Genomic DNA, 22,686 nt, shown 5'->3' with positions numbered 1-22,686 from the left:
TCCTTGCTCTTATTTATATTGAGGATTGAAATATTAGAACGAATATCCTACGCCGACACCTGCGCCGAAATCAGATTGCGTATCCGCAGAAATACCGGCTTTAAGTACCGTATGCGTTCCGGCATTAAAAGATGTTCCGACAGACACCGCAGATTCACCGTTGAAGGTTCCCGCTCCCGCTGACACCATCATCAAGTCACCGGTTTTCACCTGTGGTTGTGAGGCGATAGCGATGGCTGATGCAGTTCCCGCATTGGCTTCTTTACGGTTGTCCTCAACTTCGTTTTTCAGCGAACTGAAATGGTTATTGAGCGTGTTAATTTGTTGGCTGTTATCTGCGACCCGTTTTTGCGTGTTGCTTAACTGCTGATGCGTTTGGGTTGCGTCTTGTGTCAGGCTGTCAATTTGTTCATGCGTTTGCGTTGAGTCTTGCGCCAGACGCTGAATTTGTTCCCCGTACTGCACACTATCGATATGTTGTTGCGTTTCCTGGTTGGTCGCAAGGGTATCAATTTTCTGTTTTTGTTCTGCAGCAGTACGCGCATTTGCATCATTTTGTGCGCTCAGTCTGGCGTTAACCATTTCCTGATAGTGTGCGCTGGTTTGGGCATCGCCAAGTGCGGAAACCGTTTTTTGTGTGGCGTCGATTTGCTTCTGCTGATCGGTAATTTGTTGCTGCTGGGTGTCCGCTTGTTCCTGTTGCGCATTGGCAGCGGCTGTCTGTCTGGCGTCAATCATGCTCTGATATCGGGCGGCAGTCTGTACATCACCGGTGGCAGCAACGGTTTTTTGGGTTTCGTCGAGCTGTTTCTGTTGGTCAGCAATATCGCTGCGGTTCTGCTCGATATTGTTTTTGTTTTCTGTCACAGCAGAGGAGAGTTTGACGCCGTTCATCAGAGCGGTGTTGGCGTTAGCGTTGGCATGGTCAGCCGTTGACTGGGCATGTGCGACATCGCCTTTTATGTTGGTGACGTCTGACTGCACTGCGGAGACATCACTGCGGGTGTCGGCAATGGAGGCTTTATTGGTATCAATATCCGTCTGCGCCACCATAATGGCGTGCTGCGCGTCATCAGCTTTCAGCGATGCCCAGTTGGCTGTGTGCTGTGCGTTCTGAATGGCGGTATCCTGCCCATTGTCGCGGTCGATCTGCGCTTGATTGGTTATCGGGTTCAGCGTACTGGCGGGCTGTACGGGAGAAGAAGTTCTATTTTCCTGAGGCGTCGTTGTCTGGTAATCATGCGCAATCAGATAATTTTGTGCGGCTGCGCTATTTTCTGTCCTTTCTAAAAATCGCCCAATTTTCTGATCAATTTCCATTTGCGACATTCCTGGCTGGATTGCCGCTAATTCTGTCGCTGCCGCCTCAACAGTATCTCCCGCAAACGCAGATGGACTTACCGCGGTAGCAACAACGACAGCCAGTAAAGACAACTTTACAGTATTCATGCATTTTTTCTCGTTCAAAGTAAGTCACACATTTGTTTCTATAAGCAACGTAAAGTGTTGTTATGAGAATTGATCTGCGTTGCAATTTAATCGAAATCTACGCCGCCATTTGTGTGATGTAAAGCGCATTTTTGTCTGGTGTAAGCGTGATTACCACCGATAAGAAACAAAAAATGTTTCTTATATAAATAAAATAGGAAATCATTTTGTGCTTTTTCAATGTAAAAAATAGTAAAGACTTGTTTTGATGAGCGAAATAAATGTTGTTTCTGTGCTAAACGTGAAGCGGTTCCTGATGTGTGCTAGAATGCGTTTCTTTGATAAATCTCAATTTTTAAGAGGTTTACGGCAGGCAGGAAAATTTAAATGAATGAATTTGAGAAGATTTTTAATGAAATGAATCTGGACCGGGCATTGCTACCGATCCTTTTTCGTTCGAACCGGTCGACAGTGTGGAAGTATTTAAGCGGCGATAGTACGGCTCCTGCCTCTGCCATGTCGCTGATTATGCTGTTGCAGTTGATCCAGAAACGAAACCCCGATCTGTTAGCCGAATGGTTAACGCTTTCTGATTTCACCATTCCGCCAGAAGTTTACCTGGACCAACCTGATTACTGGAAAGGGTGGGTGTATACCCAACACAAGGTCAATAAAAACGTCCTGGAATATCTAAAAAAACACTATCCGGATGAAGACCAAAAAAGTATGGGTAAAGGCCGGGAAGAGTAATTTTTCCTCTACTCGGCTATATGCCGGATGCGGCGCAAGCGCCTTATCTGGCCTACGATTCGGGCATATTTTGTAGGCATGATAAGACGCGCCAGCGTCGCATCAGGCGATGACCGCACGGATAATCAGCGTTATTCCTTCTATCGCAATCACCTCAACATGCGTACCAGCGCCGAGATCCTCGCTGGCGCTGACAGGCCATGAACTGTCACCGACGCGCATATGACCACGCCCGTTGACCAGCGGAGATTCCAGAACAAAACGTCGGCCAATCAACTGCTGCCCGCGCTGGTTTAAATGACTGTCGCTGTGCTTTTGTTCGCGCACCCGCCGCGACAACCATTTCCACCACAGCCAGGCGGCGAGCAGCGTCAGGACGGCAAACATTACCCCTTGCCACTCCCAACCCAGCGGCAGCAACCAGACCACCAGACCGGTAATCACTGCTGCCACGCCGCTCCACAACAGATAACCATTGCCGCCCAACATCTCGGCTGCCAGCAGCAAACCGCCGAGACTTAGCCAGAAAATATGTGGATGAACGACCATTAACTCCATCATGGCTGAGTCCGTTTGTTGGCGCTGTCTTTCACCAGCTCAGCAATCCCGGCAATCGACCCCATCAGGCTGCTGGCCTCTAATGGCATCATCACCACTTTGCTGTTACTGGACGAACCGATCTGCTGTAACGCTTCGGTGTATTTCTGTGCGACGAAGTAGTTCACCGCCTGAATATCACCGGAGGCGATGGCTTCAGACACCATTTTGGTGGCGCGGGCTTCTGCTTCAGCGGAACGTTCACGCGCTTCAGCCTGTAAAAACGCCGACTGACGTTCGCCTTCCGCTTTCAGGATTTGTGACTGTTTTTCACCTTCGGCTTTGAGGATTTCCGCCTGACGGATCCCTTCCGCTTCAAGGATGTAAGCGCGTTTGGTACGTTCCGCTTTCATCTGCGCGTTCATTGAAGAGATAAGCTCTGCGGGCGGGCGCACATCACGAATTTCGATACGGGTGACTTTAATCCCCCACGGGTTGGTGGCCTCATCGACAATATGCAGCAGACGCGAGTTAATGCTGTCGCGCTGAGAGAGCATTTCATCAAGTTCCATTGAACCCAGCACGGTACGGATGTTAGTCATGGTCAGGTTGATGATCGCCAGCTCCAGATTGCTGACTTCATAAGCCGCGCGCGGCGCGTCAATCACCTGAATAAAGCACACAGCGTCGATGGTAACGTTGGCGTTATCTTTCGAGATAACTTCCTGGGAAGGGATGTCGAGCACTTGCTCCATCATATTGATCTTGCGACCAATGCGATCCATAAACGGCACCACCAGACTGAGCCCCGGCTGTAACGTTTTGGTATAGCGACCAAAACGTTCTACCGTCCATTGATAGCCCTGCGGCACGATTTTGACGCCCGCGCCGACAATGACCAGCGCGACAAAAATGAGAATAGGGATAAAGATAAGCATCGGAAAAACCTCCTGTTGTACCGTCCATAATCAGCAAAATTGCTGCTTGATTAAACAAATTATACCTGATTACTGAAAGAGAGTTCCCCCTTATTCCTGCGAAGGATAAACTGTTTTTAGTAAAAATCAGAAAAAGGGAACAGTGATGCAGGAAAATAGTCCTTTGCTTCAGCTACAAAACGTAGGATATCTGGCGAGTGATGCGAAGATTCTTAATAACATCAATTTTTCGCTGCGTGCTGGCGAATTTAAGTTAATTACCGGTCCTTCTGGTTGTGGCAAAAGTACGCTGCTAAAAATAGTTGCTTCATTGATCAGCCCAACCAGCGGAACGTTACTGTTTGAAGGTGAGGATGTCAGCACACTAAAGCCAGAAATCTACCGCCAGCAAGTCTCTTACTGCGCCCAGACGCCGACGCTGTTTGGCGATACGGTATACGATAATCTGATCTTTCCCTGGCAGATCCGTAACCAGCAGCCTGACCCAGCCATTTTTCTCGATTTTCTCGAACGCTTCGCTTTGCCGGACACCATTTTGACGAAAAATATCGCCGAGCTATCTGGGGGTGAAAAACAACGCATCTCATTGATTCGTAACCTGCAATTTATGCCGAAGGTTTTATTGCTGGATGAAATCACCAGTGCGCTGGATGAAAGTAATAAACATAACGTTAATGAGATGATCCATCGTTATGTGCACGAGCAAAATATTGCCGTGCTGTGGGTGACACACGATAAAGACGAAATTAATCATGCGGATAAAGTGATTACACTGCAACCGCATGCCGGAGAAATGCAGGAAGCACGCTATGAACTCGCATAATATTACTAACGAATCATTGGCACTGGCATTAATGCTGGTGGTGGTGGCAATCTTAATTAGCCATAAAGAAAAACTGGCGCTGGAGAAAGATATTCTCTGGAGCGTCGGGCGCGCGATAATTCAGCTGATTATTGTCGGCTATGTGCTGAAGTATATTTTCAGCGTGGATGATGCCAGCCTGACATTATTGATGGTGTTATTTATCTGCTTTAATGCGGCGTGGAACGCGCAAAAACGCAGTAAATATATTGCTAAAGCTTTTATCTCATCGTTTATTGCCATTACGGTCGGGGCGGGAATTACTCTGGCGGTGCTGATTTTATCGGGATCGATTGAGTTTATCCCGATGCAGGTGATCCCTATCGCCGGGATGATAGCCGGTAACGCCATGGTAGCGGTGGGGTTGTGTTACAACAATTTAGGGCAACGGGTTATTAGCGAACAGCAACAGATTCAGGAGAAACTGAGTCTTGGCGCGACGCCGAAACAGGCTTCAGCGATATTGATTCGCGACAGTATTCGCGCGGCTTTAATTCCGACGGTCGATTCAGCAAAAACGGTTGGCTTAGTGAGTTTACCAGGAATGATGTCCGGGCTGATATTTGCCGGGATTGATCCGGTGAAGGCGATTAAATATCAGATTATGGTGACCTTTATGCTGCTCTCAACTGCCAGCCTGTCGACCATTATTGCCTGCTATTTAACCTATCGTAAATTTTATAATTCGCGCCACCAATTGGTGGTGACGCAATTGAAGAAGAAATGATGCAATGCCGGATGCGCAGCATCGCATCCGGCGTTGTGGTTCATGTGCCGATCAACAAAACATCAATACAACAACGCATACAGCTGGCGGCGATACTTCGACGCCAGTGCATCACCCGTACCCAGCGCAGCAAGGATCTCCTGGAACGTTTTACGTGTCTGACCGTCTGCGGCGGTGAGATCTTTACGCAGATGCCCAAACAGTAACTCCAGCGCCTCTTCATTGCGCCCAACCTGGTGCAGTTGCAGTGCCAGTTGCGTTGCCAGTGCGGCATCTTCTGGATTCTCTGCCACCTGCTGTTGCAACTGTTGAATTTCCGGCGTATCTGCCGCCTGCTTCAGCAGTTCGATTTGCGCCACCAGTCCCTGGTAGCGGGTGTCCTGATCCTGCAATGGAATGGTTTTAAGCACCGCTTCTGCATCTTCAGAACGGTTCAGCGCAATCAGCGTTTCTGCCAACAGCAGGCCGATCTCCCCGTTCTGATTCGACAACTGCCAGGCGTCTTTCAGCAATGGCAAGGCGTCGGTGTAATTGCCTTCCTGCATCAGCTGCATCGCCTGCTGCGCTTTCAGCTCTTCTTCGCGCGGCAGCACTTTATCCAGCAGGGCACGGATCGCCTCTTCCGGTTGCGGCCCCTGGAAGCCGTCTACTGGTTGCCCGTTCTGGAACAGATATACGGTCGGAATCGCGCGCAGACCAAACTGGGCGGCAATCATCTGCTCCGCGTCGCAGTCCAGCTTCGCCAGAATAAATTGCCCGTTGTACTGCGCCGCGAGGCTTTCCAGAATTGGGGTTAACTGCAAACAGTGCTGGCTACGTTCAGACCAAAAATAGAACAGCACCGGAGTGGTCATCGACTGTTCAAGAACCTGTTGCAGGTTAGATTCGTTAATGTTGACAATATTTTCTACGGACATGGAGTCGCTCTCTGTTGTCGATATTTTCTTTGACATGGGGGCTTAAGCGCGCGCTTCAACTCACCCCTGCAATATTTTGTCCATCACGCGCCCCGGCAGTAGGCGCTTAAGCACCATTACCGCCCAGGTCACCAGCGTTACCGGATAGCGCATCTTCGGCTTCTCGCTAATAAAAGCATGGCGCACTTTGCCGACCACCGCTTCCGGTCCCAACGTAAAGCGGGCGGCGATGCCGGGATTTTCGACTGGTTTATCACTTTGCGTCTGGTTGACGTTGTCGGTGAAGCGAGTACGAATGGGACCAGGTTCGATCAGGCTGACTTTAATTCCGCTGTGGCGCAGCTCCATGCGCAGTGCGTCTGACCACGCTTCCAGCGCATATTTACTGGCCGCATAAGCGCCACGACCCGGTGTGGAGATTAATCCCATCACCGATGAGGTCATCACAATACGCCCTTCACCGTGCGGCAACATCGCGGGTAACAGGCGCATGGTGAGCTGGTGTGCGCCGAAAAAGTTGGCGGAAAACTGCTGTTCCATCTGCGCACGGCTGATGGTGGAAAGGGGACCATACATGCCGAATCCGGCATTGTTAAAGATCCCATACAGACAATTATCGGTCAGGGCGATCACTTCGTCGGCTGCGCGATCAACACTTTCTGGCGAATCCAGATCGATCAACACGCCGGTAAATCCCATGCTGTTCATGCGCTCAACATCATCCGGTTTCCGGCAACCTGCCAGGACATGAAAACCCTGGCGTTTTAATTCGAGCGCGCTTTCCAGGCCAATACCACTGGAACATCCGGTAATTAAGACCGATTTTTGCATAACTTTACCTGTCAGGATCTCCGTTGCTTTATGAGTCATGATTTACTAAAGGCTGCAACTGCTTCGCCATCCAGTCGGCAATAAACGGCTGGGCGTCGCGGTTGGGATGAATACCGTCATCCTGCATCCATTGTGGCTTGAGGTAGACCTCTTCCATAAAAAAGGGCAGCAGCGGAACATCAAACTCTTTGGCGAGTTTGGGGTAAATGGCGCTAAAGGCTTCATTATAACGGCGACCATAGTTTGCAGGCAGACGTATTTGCATTAACAATGGTTCAGCGTTGGCGGCTTTGACATCCTGCAAAATCTGGCGCAGCGTTTGCTCGGTTTGCTGTGGCTGAAAACCACGCAAACCGTCATTGCCGCCCAGTTCAACCAGCACCCAGCGCGGCTGATGCTGTTTCAGCAGAGCCGGAAGGCGCGCCAGCCCTTGTTGCGAGGTGTCGCCGCTGATGCTGGCATTGATTACCGACGTTTTACTCTGCCACTTATCATTCAACAAGGCAGGCCAGGCCGCGCTGGCAGACATTCGATACCCGGCGCTCAGGCTATCACCCAGAATCAATAACGTGTCCGCTGCGGCGGCACGGAAGGTTAACAGGACCAGGAACAGGAAGGGCAAATGCCAGCGGAAAACATTGTTGAAGTTCATCATCTTAAGAAGTCCGTCGGTCAGGGGGAGCATGAACTCTCCATCCTCACCGGAGTTGAGCTGGTTGTCAAACGTGGTGAGACCATTGCACTGGTGGGCGAGTCGGGATCGGGTAAGTCAACCTTGCTGGCGATCCTCGCAGGGCTGGATGACGGCAGCAGTGGCGAAGTGAGTCTGGTGGGACAACCGCTACATAATATGGACGAAGAAGCGCGGGCAAAGTTGCGCGCGAAGCACGTAGGCTTTGTTTTTCAGTCATTTATGTTAATTCCTACCCTTAACGCGCTGGAAAACGTCGAGCTTCCGGCGCTGCTGCGCGGTGAGAGTAGCGCAGAAAGTCGTAACGGGGCGAAAGCGTTGCTCGAACAGTTAGGGCTGGGTAAACGTCTTGATCATCTTCCGGCACAGCTTTCTGGCGGCGAACAGCAACGAGTGGCGCTGGCGCGAGCCTTTAATGGTCGACCTGATGTGCTGTTTGCCGACGAGCCCACCGGCAACCTTGACCGCCAGACCGGCGATAAAATTGCCGACCTGCTGTTTTCCCTCAACCGTGAGCATGGCACCACGTTGATTATGGTGACCCACGACCTGCAACTGGCGGCACGCTGCGACCGCTGCTTACGGCTGGTGAACGGGCAGTTGCAGGAGGAAGTATGATTGCACGTTGGTTCTGGCGCGAATGGCGTTCGCCGTCGCTATTAATTGTCTGGCTGGCGCTAAGCCTGGCGGTGGCCTGCGTGCTGGCGCTGGGCAATATCAGCGATCGCATGGAGAAGGGCTTAAGCCAGCAAAGCCGGGAGTTTATGGCGGGCGATCGGGCGTTGCGCAGTTCACGCGAAGTGCCGCAAGCGTGGCTGGAGGAAGCGCAAAAGCGCGGCCTGAAAGTTGGCAAGCAGCTGACTTTCGCCACAATGACCTTTGCAGGCGACACACCGCAGCTGGCGAACGTCAAAGCGGTGGATGATATCTACCCGATGTATGGCGATCTGCAAACCAATCCCCCTGGCCTGAAACCGCAGGCGGGCAGCGTATTGCTGGCCCCACGCCTGATGGCACTGCTTAACCTGAAAACGGGCGACACCATTGACGTGGGCGATGCCACCTTGCGGATTGCCGGAGAAGTGATTCAGGAACCGGATTCCGGTTTTAACCCCTTCCAGATGGCTCCGCGTCTGATGATGAATCTGGCGGATGTCGATAAAACCGGAGCCGTGCAGCCGGGGAGTCGGGTCACCTGGCGCTATAAATTCGGCGGCAGCGAGAACCAGCTCGACGGCTATGAGAAATGGTTGTTACCCCAGCTTAAACCTGAACAACGCTGGTACGGTCTGGAACAGGACGAAGGCGCGCTGGGGCGATCGATAGAACGTTCGCAACAGTTCCTGCTGCTTTCGGCGCTTCTGACCTTGCTGCTGGCGGTGGCGGCGGTTGCGGTGGCGATGAATCATTACTGTCGCAGTCGCTACGACTTGGTGGCGATCCTCAAGACGCTGGGGGCAGGGCGAGCGCAACTGCGTAAGTTAATCGTCGGTCAGTGGTTGATGGTGCTGGCGCTTTCAGCCGTTACCGGTGGGGCGATAGGCCTGTTGTTCGAAAACGTGTTGATGGTGCTGCTCAAGCCCGTTCTGCCTGCCGCACTACCGCCTGCCAGCCTCTGGCCGTGGCTGTGGGCGCTCGGCACCATGACAGTCATCTCGCTGCTGGTGGGGCTGCGACCATACCGCCTGTTGTTGGCAACGCAGCCTTTACGCGTATTACGTAATGATGTGGTCGCGAACGTCTGGCCGCTGAAGTTTTATCTGCCGATTGTCACCGTGGTGGTTGTGCTGCTGCTCGCCGGACTGATGGGTGGCAGTATGCTGCTCTGGGCGGTGCTGGCGGGCGCGGTAGTACTGGCTTTGCTGTGCGGTGTGCTGGGCTGGATGCTGCTGAATGTACTTCGCCGCATGACGCTGAAATCGCTACCTCTGCGCCTGGCGGTTAGCCGCCTGTTACGTCAGCCGTGGTCAACGTTAAGCCAGCTTTCGGCATTTTCGCTCTCCTTTATGCTGCTGGCACTGTTGCTGGTGTTGCGTGGCGATCTGCTCGACCGTTGGCAACAACAACTGCCGCCAGAAAGCCCGAACTACTTTTTAATCAACATCGCTACGGAACAGGTTACGCCGCTGAAAGCGTTTCTCGCGGAACATCAGATAGTCCCGGAATCGTTTTATCCGGTGGTGCGGGCGCGGTTGACGGCGATTAACGACAAGCCGACAGAAGGCAATGGAGATGAGGCGCTCAACCGCGAGCTGAATCTCACCTGGCAAAATACGCGGCCTGATCATAACCCGATCGTCGCCGGTAACTGGCCGCCAAAAGCCGATGAAGTGTCGATGGAAGAGGGGCTGGCGAAACGCTTAAACGTTGCCCTCGGCGATACCGTGACTTTTATGGGCGATACCCAGGAGTTCCGCGCTAAAGTGACCAGCCTGCGCAAAGTGGACTGGGAAAGTCTGCGGCCTAATTTCTATTTTATTTTCCCGGAAGGGGCATTAGACGGGCAACCGCAGAGCTGGCTTACCAGTTTCCGCTGGGAGAATGGCAACGGCATGTTGACGCAACTCAACCGCCAGTTCCCGACCATTAGCCTGTTAGACATTGGCGCGATTTTAAAACAGGTCGGTCAGGTGCTGGAGCAGGTAAGTCGGGCGCTGGAAGTGATGGTGGTGCTGGTCACCGCCTGCGGTATGTTGTTGTTGCTGGCACAGGTGCAGGTGGGAATGCGTCAGCGTCATCAGGAGCTGGTGGTGTGGCGCACTCTCGGTGCGGGCAAAAAACTGCTGCGCACGACATTGTGGTGTGAGTTCGCCATGCTCGGGTTTGTATCCGGCCTGGTGGCCGCAATTGGTGCGGAAACGGCACTGGCGGTACTGCAATCGAAAGTGTTTGATTTCCCGTGGGAGCCAGACTGGCGATTGTGGATTGTTCTGCCGTGCAGCGGTGCGCTACTGCTGTCGCTTTGCGGCGGCTGGCTGGGTGCGCGACTGCTTAAGGGTAAGGCGCTGTTCAGGCAGTTTGCGGGGTGATGACAGGTGTTAGATTGCCTGATGCGCTACGCTTATCAGGCCTACGAAGATCGTGCAATATATTGAGTTTTCGAAATTTTGTAGGCCGGATAAGGCGTTCACGCCGCATCCGGCAGTTGTGCGCCGATGCCAGATGCGACGCAGGCGCGTCTTATCATGCCTACGAAACAGCACTCACCTGTAGGCTGGATAAGGCGTTCACGCCGCATCCGGCATGAACAGCGTGCACAGAATCCCCCATCACTGCGCCTTAACCCATTCCGCCACTTCCGCCCACTCACCGCGAAAGACAACTTTTTCCGCTTTTTTCTCAAGCTGATAGCGATACATCGGGTCGTAATATTCTTCAAGTAACGGCACCAGCCAGGCCAGATGACCGTCGGTGCTGCCGGTGGTGAGTTGCGTTGTCAGCGCCGCATCCAGCCTTGCAGCCAGTTCGTTATAGCGTTGTAGTCCCAGCCGACGTTTAATCGCCGAAAGCCCGTGATGCAGGTATTCGCAATACCCCTGCCAGCCCTGTTCGTCGCCATAAGCGTGGGTAAAATCATGATGCATACGCAAGAAATACTCTTCGTTCAGGCGTTCAAGACGGATCTCAAACGGATCTTCTACCACCGCAATCGTCGCCTGAGTCATTCGTTCGCGCAGACATTCCGGCAGGTGATTCGAACCGATCATCCGGCTTTCATCTTCCAGCACCCACAGGCGCAAATCCTGATGGGCGTCGGTTTTTAGCATTTCGGCAGCCAGCAGGTTTTCAAAACTCGCCTGGCTAAGTTGTGGTTGTAACGTGCGACCAAAAGCAGAACCGCGATGGCGCGCCAGCCCTTCCAGATCAACACCGTTCGGTTGTTGTTGCACTAACAGCGTTTTGCCGCAGCCGGTACAACCGCCAATCAGCACTATCGGTTTTTGTGCCAGTTCAATAGTCGCCTGAATCGCGGTCTGGCGCAGTGCCTTATAACCGCCTTCCACCAGCGGATAATCAATCCCCGCGTCATGCAGCCAGCGTTGCACAATATGCGAGCGCTGACCGCCACGGGCGCAGCAGAGAATACCGTGCGGATTTTGCAGGCACGCTGCCCGCCAGGCGTCTATACGCTGCTGACGAATTTCACCCGCCACCAGCTTATGCCCCAGTGCCAGCGCCGCGTCTGACCCTTGCTGTTTATAGCAGATGCCAACGGCGGCGCGTTCATCGTTATTCATTAACGGTAGGTTGATAGCGGCGGGCATTGCGCCTTGCTCAAACTCGATGGGGGCGCGAACATCAATAATGGGCGTATCAGCAATCAGCAGGGCACGATAGTCCTGTTCCGTGTGTCTCTCTTGCATAGTAAAAAGTGAACCTCAAATCAGCTTGCGCGCTATTTTACGCGCCAACGCGCAAGGAAACTTGATTTTTAACTGCGTGGGTTGCCGAAAATTTCTAAAAATCCGCTGATTTCCGGCCTGCGCTGGGTAAACAAGGTCACAATATCTTCTACCGCTTTGCCGCTGCCAAATTTGCGCCATGCCAGACTCAATGGCGAAGGAGGGCGCATCGTTGGGATTACCCGGCTGACCAGTTGTTGATTATCGAGCATTGACTGGCAAAGTGATTTTGGCAAAAAACCAATGCCCACGCCCGCCAGATGGGCGGCGATTTTCGTTTCCATATCGGGAACAATAATCTCTTTTTGCCCCGGCAATCGCCAGGCGACGCGTTTGGTTAATGTACGGGCGCTGTCTTCAATATTGACCGCCGGAAAGCGCCGCAACTGTGCTTCTGTTAGCGGCTCTTCAACGTTCGCCAGCGGATGATCCGCCGCCATGACAAAGCGCCATTGCACCGATCCTAAGGGATCAAGACTAAAGGTATTTGCCAGCGCCTCGGTTCCCGTGACGCCGATAGCCAGTGAAAAACCTTCGTACAATAGCGAGTCCCAGACGCCCATATAGATTTGTCGGGAGATGTGAAATTGGGTAAACGGGTAACGTTCATTTAGCCACGCCAGCAGCCTGGCAACGGCCTGGGGGTTATAGAGCAGGTTGTTGATGACGATATTCACCTGGCGTTCCACGCCATCATTCACCTGTTGTAACTCGCTGGGCATACTTTCCAGCCAGCTCAGCCAGTCTCTGGCCTGACAAAGTAGATGCTCGCCAGCCGCCGTCAACGTCACGCTGCGAGTCGTGCGGAAAAACAGCGCCACTCCGGTATTCTCTTCCAGAAGTTTAATGCGATAACTGATCGTCGCCGTGGTTTTACATAATCGTTCTGCCGCTTTTGAAAAACTTCCTGTTTCAGCAACCGCAATGAAAGTCCGCAAGGTTTCTGGATCGAACATCTTCAGGTATCCCCTTTTAAATCCGCAAGTTGCGTGATTTTCTTATCCTCTGATTTATCAGTATTTTTACATGATAACCCTGTTCAATTTGTGGACTAAATCTAGTTTTGGAAAAATATTCCAACTTTTGTGTTGATGTTGTTCTCTTAAGGTTTTAGATTGCCTGTTATTGAAACCAAGCTGACCGGTCGGCGGTGGTTGAACGGAATTATGTTACAAGGACAAAAAGATGAAACTTCAGGTATTACCGTTAAGTCAGGAAGCCTTCTGTGCTTATGGCGACGTAATCGAAACGCAGAAACGGGATTTTTTCCATATTAACAATGGCCTGGTGGAGCGCTATCACGATTTAGCGCTGGTTGAGATTCTTGAGCAAGACCGTACGCTTATCAGCATTAACCGCGCGCAACCGGCGAATCTGCCGCTGACTATTCACGAACTCGAACGTCATCCGTTGGGCACTCAGGCCTTTATCCCGATGAAAGGTGAAGTGTTTGTGGTAGTCGTGGCGTTAGGTGACGACAAACCAGACCTGTCAACCCTGCGGGCGTTTATTACCAACGGCGAACAGGGAGTGAATTACCATCGTAACGTCTGGCATCACCCACTTTTCGCCTGGCAGCGCGTCACCGATTTTCTGACCATCGATCGCGGCGGCAGTGACAACTGTGATGTTGAAAGTATTCCTGAACAGGAACTCTGTTTTGCGTGACGCCTGCAACCGACTTGCATAAGATAAACGAATTGTTCATTGTTTATGCTCATTTGTAGGTCGGAGTTAACGTAGGTATGACGGAAGTTAGACGGCGCGGCAGGCCAGGACAGGCGGAGCCTGTGGCACAGAAGGGTGCACAGGCGTTAGAGCGGGGAATTGCGATTCTGCAATATCTGGAAAAAAGTGGGGGAAGTTCGTCGGTTAGCGATATCTCTCTCAATCTGGATTTGCCGCTCTCCACGACCTTTCGCTTGCTGAAGGTTTTACAGGCAGCGGATTTTGTCTATCAGGACAGTCAGTTAGGCTGGTGGCATATAGGATTAGGTGTCTTTAACGTCGGTGCAGCGTACATCCATAACCGCGATGTACTCTCCGTCGCCGGGCCGTTTATGCGCCGCCTGATGTTACTTTCCGGCGAAACGGTCAATGTCGCGATCCGTAACGGCAATGAAGCGGTATTAATTGGTCAGTTAGAGTGTAAATCGATGGTCAGGATGTGTGCGCCGCTGGGCAGTCGTCTGCCGCTGCATGCTTCCGGAGCGGGCAAGGCGCTGCTTTATCCGCTGGCGGAAGAAGAGTTGATGAGCATCATTCTGCAAACCGGTTTGCAGCAGTTTACGCCAACGACGCTTGTGGATATGCCCACCTTGCTGAAGGACCTGGAACAAGCGCGTGAACTGGGCTATACCGTAGATAAAGAAGAGCATGTTGTCGGCCTGAATTGCATAGCTTCAGCAATTTACGATGATGTAGGTAGTGTTGTTGCCGCTATCTCCATCTCCGGGCCTTCGTCAAGACTGACAGAAGATCGTTTTGTCAGTCAGGGTGAGCTGGTCAGAGACACCGCCCGCGATATCAGCACGGCGTTGGGACTGAAAGCACATCCATAGTGTCTGTCGTATCCCGCTCTGCGGAGCGGGTTTTTTTGACAAAATTTGAGAGTTGGAAAATTTTTCCAATTAATAGAGGTAGGAATAAAATGGCAAAAATGAGAGCCGTTGACGCGGCAATGTATGTGCTGGAGAAAGAAGGTATCACCACCGCCTTCGGTGTTCCGGGAGCTGCAATCAATCCGTTCTACTCAGCGATGCGTAAGCACGGCGGTATTCGTCACATTCTGGCGCGTCATGTGGAAGGTGCTTCGCACATGGCGGAAGGTTATACCCGCGCAACGGCAGGGAATATCGGCGTATGTCTGGGGACTTCCGGTCCTGCGGGCACGGACATGATCACCGCGCTCTATTCCGCTTCTGCTGATTCCATTCCTATTCTGTGTATTACCGGCCAGGCTCCGCGCGCCCGTCTGCATAAAGAAGATTTCCAGGCCGTTGATATTGAAGCAATTGCTAAACCGGTCAGCAAAATGGCGGTTACAGTTCGTGAAGCGGCGCTGGTGCCTCGTGTGCTGCAACAGGCGTTTCACCTGATGCGTTCTGGTCGCCCGGGTCCGGTACTGGTGGATTTACCGTTCGACGTACAGGTTGCGGAAATCGAGTTTGATCCTGATATGTACGAACCGCTGCCGGTCTACAAACCTGCTGCCAGCCGTATGCAGATCGAAAAAGCTGTAGAAATGTTAATCCAGGCCGAACGTCCGGTGATTGTTGCCGGAGGCGGGGTAATTAATGCTGACGCAGCTGTACTGTTACAACAGTTTGCTGAACTGACCAGCATTCCGGTGATCCCAACGCTGATGGGCTGGGGCTGTATCCCGGACGATCATGAACTGATGGCCGGGATGGTGGGCCTGCAAACCGCGCATCGTTACGGTAATGCAACGTTGCTGGCGTCCGACATGGTGTTTGGTATCGGTAACCGTTTTGCTAACCGTCATACCGGTTCGGTAGAGAAATACACCGAAGGGCGCAAAATCGTTCATATCGATATTGAGCCGACGCAAATTGGCCGCGTACTGTGTCCGGATCTTGGCATTGTCTCTGATGCTAAAGCGGCGCTGACGCTGCTGGTTGAAGTGGCGCAGGAGATGCAAAAAGCGGGTCGTCTGCCGTGTCGTAAAGAGTGGGTCGCCGACTGCCAGCAGCGCAAACGCACTTTGCTGCGCAAAACCCACTTCGACAACGTGCCGGTGAAACCGCAGCGCGTGTATGAAGAGATGAACAAAGCCTTTGGCCGCGATGTTTGTTATGTCACCACCATTGGCCTGTCACAAATCGCTGCGGCACAAATGCTGCATGTCTTTAAAGACCGCCACTGGATCAACTGTGGGCAGGCAGGCCCGCTGGGCTGGACGATTCCGGCGGCGCTGGGGGTTTGTGCCGCTGATCCAGAGCGCAATGTGGTGGCGATTTCCGGTGACTTCGACTTCCAGTTCCTGATTGAAGAATTAGCCGTTGGCGCACAGTTCAACATTCCGTACATCCATGTACTGGTCAATAACGCCTATCTGGGTCTGATTCGCCAGTCGCAACGTGCCTTTGATATGGATTACTGCGTACAGCTCGCGTTCGAAAATATTAACTCCAGCGAAGTGAACGGTTATGGTGTCGACCACGTAAAAGTAGCGGAAGGTTTAGGTTGTAAAGCAATTCGCGTTTTCAAACCGGAAGACATTGCACCAGCCTTTGAACAGGCAAAAGTCTTAATGGCGCAATATCGGGTACCGGTAGTCGTGGAAGTTATTCTCGAGCGTGTGACTAATATTTCGATGGGCAGTGAACTGGATAACGTCATGGAATTTGAAGATATCGCCGATAACGCAGCGGATGCACCGACTGAAACCTGTTTCATGCACTATGAATAAGGGAGATAAATAATGTTACGTTTCTCTGCTAATTTATCGATGTTATTTGGTGAATATGATTTTCTCGCCCGTTTTGAGAAAGCTGCGCAGTGTGGTTTTCGCGGCGTTGAATTTATGTTCCCTTATGACTACGACATTGAAGAATTAAAACAGGTGCTGGCGAGTAATAAACTCGAACATACGCTGCACAATTTACCGGCAGGTGACTGGGCGGCGGGCGAGCGGGGTATTGCCTGTATTCCTGGCCGTGAAGAAGAGTTTCGGGATGGCGTAGCAGCAGCGATTCGTTATGCTCGTGCTCTGGGTAATAAAAAAATTAACTGTCTGGTCGGTAAAACGCCGACTGGTTTCAGCAGTGAACAGATTCACACAACGCTTGTAGAAAACCTGCGTTATGCCGCGAATATGCTGATGAAAGAAGATATTTTATTACTGATTGAACCTATTAACCATTTTGATATTCCTGGTTTCCATCTCACCGGAACCCGGCAGGCACTGAAACTGATTGACGATGTTGGTTGCTGCAATTTGAAAATTCAGTATGACATTTATCATATGCAGCGGATGGAAGGTGAATTAACTAATACCATGACTCAGTGGGCCGATAAAATTGGTCACCTGCAAATTGCTGATAATCCGCATCGTGGCGAACCGGGAACCGGAGAAATTAATTACGAATATCTCTTTACGGTAATTGAAAATTCTGACTACAACGGTTGGGTTGGCTGTGAATATAAACCCCAAACCACCACGGAAGCCGGTTTACGCTGGATGGAGCCGTACCGTTAAAACGTAACGCTATTCAGACAATGCTTTTTTAGGCCGCTAAGTTGGCAGGGGATCGTGTTGTCTGAATTCAGGAAAAGCGAAATTTAAAAGAGGTTAATTATGAAACTGGGATTTATTGGCTTAGGCATTATGGGTACACCGATGGCCATTAATCTGGCGCGTGCCGATCATCAACTGCATGTCACAACCATTGGTCCGGTTGCTGATGAATTACTGTCACTGGGCGCCGTTAGTGTTGAAACTGCGCGCCAGGTAACAGATGCATCGGACATCATTTTTATTATGGTGCCGGATACACCGCAGGTTGAAGACGTTCTGTTTGGTGAAAATGGTTGTACCAAAGCCTCGCTGAAGGGCAAAACCATTGTTGATATGAGCTCCATTTCCCCGATTGAAACTAAACGTTTCGCTCGTCAGGTGAATGAACTGGGCGGCGATTATCTCGATGCGCCAGTCTCCGGCGGTGAAATCGGCGCGCGTGAAGGGACGTTATCGATTATGGTTGGCGGTGATGAAGCAGTATTTGAACGTGTAAAACCGCTGTTTGAACTGCTCGGTAAAAATATCACTCTCGTGGGCGGTAACGGCGACGGTCAAACCTGCAAAGTGGCAAATCAGATTATCGTGGCGCTCAATATTGAAGCGGTTTCTGAAGCCTTGTTGTTTGCTTCAAAAGCCGGTGCGGACCCGGTACGTGTGCGCCAGGCGCTGATGGGCGGCTTTGCTTCCTCACGTATTCTGGAAGTTCACGGTGAGCGCATGATTAAACGCACCTTTAATCCAGGTTTCAAAATTGCGCTGCACCAGAAAGATCTCAACCTGGCACTGCAAAGTGCGAAAGCACTGGCGCTGAACCTGCCAAACACCGCGACCTGCCAGGAATTGTTTAATACATGTGCGGCAAACGGTGGCAGCCAGTTGGATCACTCTGCGTTAGTGCAGGCGCTGGAATTAATGGCTAACCATAAACTGACTTGATACCCGCAATAAAAATGGCCGATATCAGAAAATGAATCGGCCAGCAATATTAAAAAAAGAAAGCAGCCAAAGATGTTGCTTCAGTATTAAAAATAATATTTTTATTTTATTTGTTCCTCATAGCTAGATTAAAACAACGTTATTCGATACGTGAAATTAAGAGGGATTTATGGAACATCAGAGAAAACTATTCCAGCAACGCGGCTATAGCGAAGATCTACTGCCGAAAACGCAAAGTCAGCGGACCTGGAAAACATTTAACTATTTTACCTTATGGATGGGTTCGGTTCATAACGTTCCCAATTATGTGATGGTTGGCGGCTTTTTTATTCTCGGCCTGTCTACCTTTAGTATTATGCTGGCAATTATCCTCAGTGCCTTTTTCATTGCCGCGGTAATGGTATTAAACGGTGCTGCGGGCAGTAAATACGGCGTACCGTTTGCCATGATCCTGCGTGCTTCTTACGGCGTACGTGGTGCACTGTTTCCCGGATTATTAAGAGGCGGTATTGCTGCCATTATGTGGTTTGGCCTGCAATGTTACGCGGGGTCACTGGCCTGCTTGATTCTGATTGGCAAAATCTGGCCGGGATTTTTGACTCTCGGTGGCGATTTCACGCTGTTAGGCCTTTCTCTACCGGGCTTAATTACTTTTTTACTCTTCTGGCTGGTTAACGTTGGTATTGGTTTTGGCGGCGGAAAAGTTTTAAATAAATTCACTGCCATTCTTAACCCGTGCATCTATATCGTTTTCGGCGGTATGGCGATTTGGGCGATTTCGCTGGTCGGGATCGGTCCAATCTTTGACTACATTCCGGGCGGTATTCAGAAAGCAGAAAACAGTGGCTTCCTGTTTCTGGTGGTGATAAACGCGGTGGTTGCGGTCTGGGCGGCACCGGCGGTGAGCGCATCCGACTTTACGCAAAACGCCCACTCGTTTCGTGAGCAGGCGCTGGGGCAAACGCTGGGTTTAGTTGTGGCCTATATTCTGTTTGCGGTCGCCGGGGTATGTATTATTGCCGGAGCCAGTATTCATTACGGCGCTGACACCTGGAACGTGCTGGATATTGTTCAGCGTTGGGACAGCCTGTTCGCCTCGTTCTTTGCGGTACTGGTTATTCTGATGACGACTATCTCTACTAACGCCACCGGTAATATTATTCCGGCTGGTTATCAGATTGCCGCCATTGCACCGACGAAACTGACCTATAAAAACGGCGTACTGATTGCCAGTATTATCAGCCTGCTGATCTGCCCGTGGAAATTAATGGAAAATCAGGACAGTATTTATCTGTTCCTCGATATTATCGGCGGAATGCTTGGTCCGGTAATTGGTGTGATGATGGCGCATTATTTTGTGGTGATGCGTGGGCAAATTAATCTTGATGAACTGTACACCGCACCTGGCGATTATAAATATTACGATAACGGTTTTAACCTCACCGCGTTTTCAGTAACTCTGGTGGCCGTTATTTTATCTCTTGGCGGTAAGTTTATTCCCTTTATGGAACCGTTATCACGTGTTTCATGGTTTGTCGGCGTCATCGTCGCCTTTGCGGCCTACGCCTTATTAAAGAAACGTACAACAGCAGAAAAAACAGGAGAACAAAAAACCATAGGTTAATTAATCACGATATTGAACATTGAGTTAAAAACCAATCTGTATTTTACAAGGAGTTTGTTATGTCTTTTGATTTAATCATTAAAAACGGCACCGTTATTTTAGAAAACGAAGCTCGCGTTGTAGATATCGCCGTTAAAGACGGAAAAATTGCTGCTATCGGCCAGGATCTGGGCGATGCAAAAGACGTTATGGATGCGTCTGGTCTGGTGGTTTCGCCGGGCATGGTTGATGCGCACACCCATATTTCTGAACCGGGTCGCAGCCACTGGGAAGGTTATGAAACCGGTACTCGCGCAGCAGCAAAAGGTGGTATCACCACCATGATCGAAATGCCGCTCAACCAGCTGCCTGCAACGGTTGACCGCGCCTCAATTGAACTGAAGTTCGATGCCGCTAAAGGAAAGCTGACTATCGATGCGGCACAACTCGGTGGCCTGGTGTCTTACAACATTGACCGTCTGCATGAGTTGGATGAAGTGGGTGTTGTCGGTTTCAAATGCTTCGTTGCGACCTGTGGCGATCGCGGTATCGACAACGACTTCCGTGACGTCAATGACTGGCAATTCTTCAAAGGCGCGCAGAAGCTGGGTGAACTAGGCCAGCCGGTGCTGGTGCACTGCGAAAACGCGCTGATCTGTGACGCACTGGGCGAAGAAGCGAAGCGTGAAGGTCGCGTAACTGCCCATGACTATGTGGCTTCGCGTCCGGTATTTACCGAAGTGGAAGCGATTCGCCGCGTACTGTACCTGGCGAAAGTCGCTGGTTGCCGTCTGCACGTTTGCCACGTCAGCAGCCCGGAAGGTGTTGAGGAAGTGACTCGTGCACGTCAGGAAGGTCAGGATGTTACTTGTGAATCCTGCCCGCATTACTTTGTGCTGGATACCGATCAGTTCGAAGAAATCGGTACTCTGGCGAAGTGTTCACCGCCGATCCGCGATCTGGAAAACCAGAAAGGCATGTGGGAAAAACTGTTTAACGGTGAAATAGACTGCCTGGTTTCCGACCACTCTCCATGCCCGCCGGAAATGAAAGCCGGTAACATCATGAAAGCGTGGGGCGGTATCGCTGGTCTGCAAAGCTGCATGGACGTGATGTTCGATGAAGCGGTACAGAAACGCGGAATGTCTCTGCCAATGTTCGGCAAATTAATGGCGACTAACGCAGCAGATATTTTCGGTCTGCAGCAAAAAGGCCGTATCGCCCCAGGAAAAGATGCCGACTTCGTCTTCATTCAGCCGAATAGCAGCTATGTTCTTACCAATGACGATCTGGAATATCGCCACAAAGTCAGCCCGTATGTTGGCCGTACTATTGGCGCGCGTATCACGAAAACCATCTTACGTGGTGATGTGATTTACGATATCGAACAGGGCTTCCCTGTTGCGCCGAAAGGTCAATTTATCCTTAAACATCAGCAGTAATCTGGCCCTGCAATGCCCGTCCTTGTGGCGGGCATTCTCCGGTTAAGGTGTGTTTATGTTCAATTTTGCAGTGGGCCGCGAAAGCCTGTTATCAGGATTCCAGTGGTTTTTCTTTATTTTTTGCAACACGGTTGTGGTTCCTCCTACGCTACTTTCTGCTTTTCAGTTGCCGCAAAGTAGCCTGCTTACGCTCACGCAATATGCTTTTCTTGCTACCGCACTGGCCTGCTTCGCTCAGGCGTTCTGCGGTCATCGTCGCGCTATTATGGAGGGGCCGGGCGGCCTGTGGTGGGGAACCATCCTGACTATCACCCTTGGCGAAGCATCGCGCGGGACACCGATCAACGATATCGCTACCAGTCTGGCGGTGGGGATTGCGCTCTCCGGCGTGCTGACGATGTTGATTGGTTTTAGCGGATTAGGCCATCGCCTGGCACGGTTATTTACGCCGTCGGTGATGGTCTTGTTTATGTTGATGCTGGGTGCGCAACTGACCACTATCTTTTTCAAAGGTATGCTCGGGCTGCCGTTTGGCATAGCCGACCCGAATTTTAAAATTCAATTACCGCCGTTCGCGCTCTCGGTGGCGGTGATGTGCCTGGTACTGGCGATGATTATTTTCCTGCCACAACGTTTTGCCCGTTACGGCCTGCTGGTCGGTACGATAACCGGCTGGTTGTTGTGGTACTTTTGCTTTCCTTCTTCGCATTCGCTCTCCGGTGAGTTGCACTGGCAGTGGTTCCCGCTCGGCAGTGGCGGTGCTTTGTCGCCGGGGATTATTCTGACGGCGGTGATTACAGGTCTGGTAAATATCAGCAATACCTACGGTGCGATTCGGGGCACGGATGTTTTTTATCCGCAGCAGGGCGCGGGGAATACGCGTTATCGTCGCAGCTTTGTGGCGACCGGATTTATGACACTGATAACCGTGCCGCTGGCGGTAATTCCATTTTCACCGTTTGTTTCATCCATTGGTTTATTAACCCAGACTGGCGATTACACGCGGCGTTCGTTTATTTATGGCAGCGTTATTTGCCTGCTGGTGGCGCTGGTTCCGGCACTCACGCGACTGTTTTGCAGTATCCCTTTACCCGTGAGTAGTGCGGTCATGCTGGTTTCTTATCTGCCTTTACTCTTTTCCGCGCTGGTGTTTAGCCAGCAAATAACGTTTACCGCTCGCAATATTTATCGACTCGCATTGCCGTTATTTGTCGGCATATTTTTAATGGCATTACCGCCTGTGTATCTGCAAGACCTTCCATTAACGCTTCGTCCTCTGCTCAGTAACGGCTTACTGGTCGGAATTTTACTGGCTGTTCTTATGGATAATCTTATTCCGTGGGAACGCATCGAATAAT

The 22,686-nt window shown here is 51.2% G+C and carries 21 protein-coding genes; 13 read left to right on the top strand and 8 right to left on the bottom strand.

The window, feature by feature from the left end; translation table 11 throughout:
• Positions 1–33: 33 nt before the first annotated feature.
• Positions 34–1,083 (bottom strand): YadA-like family protein, encoded by a 1,050-nt coding sequence (locus tag C4F37_RS13580; RefSeq protein WP_123058816.1) that lies wholly within the window; start codon positions 1,081–1,083, stop codon positions 34–36.
• 732 nt (positions 1,084–1,815) lie between these two features.
• Here C4F37_RS13580 and C4F37_RS13575 point away from each other — a divergent pair.
• On the top strand, positions 1,816–2,178 hold the full coding sequence (locus C4F37_RS13575; RefSeq protein WP_001001644.1) for a hypothetical protein: 363 nt from the start codon (positions 1,816–1,818) through the stop codon (positions 2,176–2,178).
• Between the two features lie 102 nt (positions 2,179–2,280).
• Here the strand turns inward: C4F37_RS13575 and C4F37_RS13570 are convergent, their stop codons facing one another.
• Both C4F37_RS13570 and C4F37_RS13565 read right to left on the bottom strand, forming a co-directional pair.
• Complete coding sequence (locus C4F37_RS13570; RefSeq protein ID WP_000970318.1) at positions 2,281–2,739, bottom strand: NfeD family protein; 459 nt, start codon at positions 2,737–2,739, stop codon at positions 2,281–2,283.
• A complete protein-coding gene (locus C4F37_RS13565) occupies positions 2,736–3,653 on the bottom strand; it encodes an SPFH domain-containing protein (RefSeq protein WP_000904497.1) in 918 nt (305 codons plus the stop codon). Before C4F37_RS13565 ends, C4F37_RS13570 begins: the two co-directional genes overlap by 4 nt.
• Before the next feature lie 145 nt (positions 3,654–3,798).
• Here C4F37_RS13565 and fetA point away from each other — a divergent pair, with 145 nt between their 5' ends.
• Positions 3,799–4,476, top strand: coding sequence for an iron efflux ABC transporter ATP-binding subunit FetA (gene fetA, locus C4F37_RS13560; protein ID WP_001538400.1), 678 nt, complete (start codon positions 3,799–3,801; stop codon positions 4,474–4,476).
• The gene (fetB, locus tag C4F37_RS13555) at positions 4,463–5,242 is read left to right on the top strand and encodes an iron efflux ABC transporter permease subunit FetB (RefSeq protein WP_001295323.1); all 780 of its coding nucleotides are present in this window, start codon (positions 4,463–4,465) and stop codon (positions 5,240–5,242) included. The genes fetA and fetB overlap by 14 nt, the downstream gene beginning before the upstream one ends.
• A 62-nt stretch (positions 5,243–5,304) precedes the next feature.
• Here fetB and cnoX read toward each other — a convergent pair whose 3' ends face one another.
• Genes cnoX through tesA form a run of 3 tightly spaced genes read right to left on the bottom strand, consistent with a single transcriptional unit; the run spans position 5,305 to position 7,642 of the window.
• The gene (cnoX, locus tag C4F37_RS13550) at positions 5,305–6,159 is read right to left on the bottom strand and encodes a chaperedoxin (RefSeq protein ID WP_001295322.1); all 855 of its coding nucleotides are present in this window, start codon (positions 6,157–6,159) and stop codon (positions 5,305–5,307) included.
• A gap of 60 nt (positions 6,160–6,219) precedes the next feature.
• Positions 6,220–7,029: an NADP(+)-dependent aldehyde reductase gene (gene ybbO / locus C4F37_RS13545; RefSeq protein ID WP_023151267.1), complete on the bottom strand. Its 810-nt coding sequence runs from the start codon at positions 7,027–7,029 to the stop codon at positions 6,220–6,222.
• The gene (tesA, locus tag C4F37_RS13540; protein WP_001386103.1) at positions 7,019–7,642 is read right to left on the bottom strand and encodes a multifunctional acyl-CoA thioesterase I/protease I/lysophospholipase L1; all 624 of its coding nucleotides are present in this window, start codon (positions 7,640–7,642) and stop codon (positions 7,019–7,021) included. Before tesA ends, ybbO begins: the two co-directional genes overlap by 11 nt.
• On the opposite strand from tesA, the gene ybbA reads away from it, so the two are divergent.
• Together ybbA and ybbP are read left to right on the top strand one after the other, a co-directional pair.
• Positions 7,613–8,299, top strand: a complete 687-nt coding sequence (gene ybbA / locus C4F37_RS13535; RefSeq protein ID WP_001110575.1) for a putative ABC transporter ATP-binding protein YbbA — start codon at positions 7,613–7,615, stop codon at positions 8,297–8,299. The genes tesA and ybbA overlap by 30 nt on opposite strands.
• Positions 8,296–10,710 carry a putative ABC transporter permease subunit YbbP gene (gene ybbP, locus C4F37_RS13530; RefSeq protein WP_001538403.1) on the top strand — a complete coding sequence of 805 codons (2,415 nt, stop codon included), beginning with the start codon at positions 8,296–8,298 and terminating at the stop codon, positions 10,708–10,710. The genes ybbA and ybbP overlap by 4 nt, the downstream gene beginning before the upstream one ends.
• Positions 10,711–10,950: 240 nt before the next feature.
• Here ybbP and mnmH read toward each other — a convergent pair whose 3' ends face one another.
• Both mnmH and allS read right to left on the bottom strand, forming a co-directional pair.
• Positions 10,951–12,045: a tRNA 2-selenouridine(34) synthase MnmH gene (gene mnmH / locus C4F37_RS13525; protein ID WP_001538404.1), complete on the bottom strand. Its 1,095-nt coding sequence runs from the start codon at positions 12,043–12,045 to the stop codon at positions 10,951–10,953.
• Between the two features lie 68 nt (positions 12,046–12,113).
• Positions 12,114–13,040, bottom strand: coding sequence for an HTH-type transcriptional activator AllS (gene allS / locus C4F37_RS13520; protein ID WP_000460119.1), 927 nt, complete (start codon positions 13,038–13,040; stop codon positions 12,114–12,116).
• A 229-nt stretch (positions 13,041–13,269) separates the two neighbouring features.
• Here allS and allA point away from each other — a divergent pair, with 229 nt between their 5' ends.
• From allA to C4F37_RS13480, 8 genes are all read left to right on the top strand, one after another.
• Positions 13,270–13,752, top strand: coding sequence for an ureidoglycolate lyase (allA, locus tag C4F37_RS13515; RefSeq protein WP_000776370.1), 483 nt, complete (start codon positions 13,270–13,272; stop codon positions 13,750–13,752).
• A 77-nt stretch (positions 13,753–13,829) separates the two neighbouring features.
• Positions 13,830–14,645: an HTH-type transcriptional repressor AllR gene (gene allR / locus C4F37_RS13510; protein ID WP_000141275.1), complete on the top strand. Its 816-nt coding sequence runs from the start codon at positions 13,830–13,832 to the stop codon at positions 14,643–14,645.
• 89 nt (positions 14,646–14,734) lie between these two features.
• The gene (gene gcl, locus C4F37_RS13505; RefSeq protein WP_001524200.1) at positions 14,735–16,516 is read left to right on the top strand and encodes a glyoxylate carboligase; all 1,782 of its coding nucleotides are present in this window, start codon (positions 14,735–14,737) and stop codon (positions 16,514–16,516) included.
• Between the two features lie 12 nt (positions 16,517–16,528).
• The gene (gene hyi, locus C4F37_RS13500; protein WP_001538405.1) at positions 16,529–17,305 is read left to right on the top strand and encodes a hydroxypyruvate isomerase; all 777 of its coding nucleotides are present in this window, start codon (positions 16,529–16,531) and stop codon (positions 17,303–17,305) included.
• 99 nt (positions 17,306–17,404) lie between these two features.
• Positions 17,405–18,283, top strand: coding sequence for a 2-hydroxy-3-oxopropionate reductase (gene glxR / locus C4F37_RS13495; RefSeq protein WP_001538406.1), 879 nt, complete (start codon positions 17,405–17,407; stop codon positions 18,281–18,283).
• Between the two features lie 169 nt (positions 18,284–18,452).
• Positions 18,453–19,907, top strand: coding sequence for an allantoin transporter (locus C4F37_RS13490; protein WP_000401115.1), 1,455 nt, complete (start codon positions 18,453–18,455; stop codon positions 19,905–19,907).
• 59 nt (positions 19,908–19,966) lie between these two features.
• Positions 19,967–21,328, top strand: a complete 1,362-nt coding sequence (allB, locus tag C4F37_RS13485) for an allantoinase AllB (RefSeq protein ID WP_000006873.1) — start codon at positions 19,967–19,969, stop codon at positions 21,326–21,328.
• Between the two features lie 55 nt (positions 21,329–21,383).
• A complete protein-coding gene (locus tag C4F37_RS13480; RefSeq protein WP_001298336.1) occupies positions 21,384–22,685 on the top strand; it encodes a uracil/xanthine transporter in 1,302 nt (433 codons plus the stop codon).
• The last annotated feature ends 1 nt before the right edge of the window (position 22,686 follow it).

Origin of the sequence: Escherichia sp. R1 (assembly GCF_003000935.1) — a bacterium.
GTDB classification, from domain to species: domain Bacteria; phylum Pseudomonadota; class Gammaproteobacteria; order Enterobacterales; family Enterobacteriaceae; genus Escherichia; species Escherichia coli.
The sequence above is the reverse complement of the archived record's forward strand: the minus strand, read 5'-3'. Positions and strand labels throughout refer to the sequence as shown.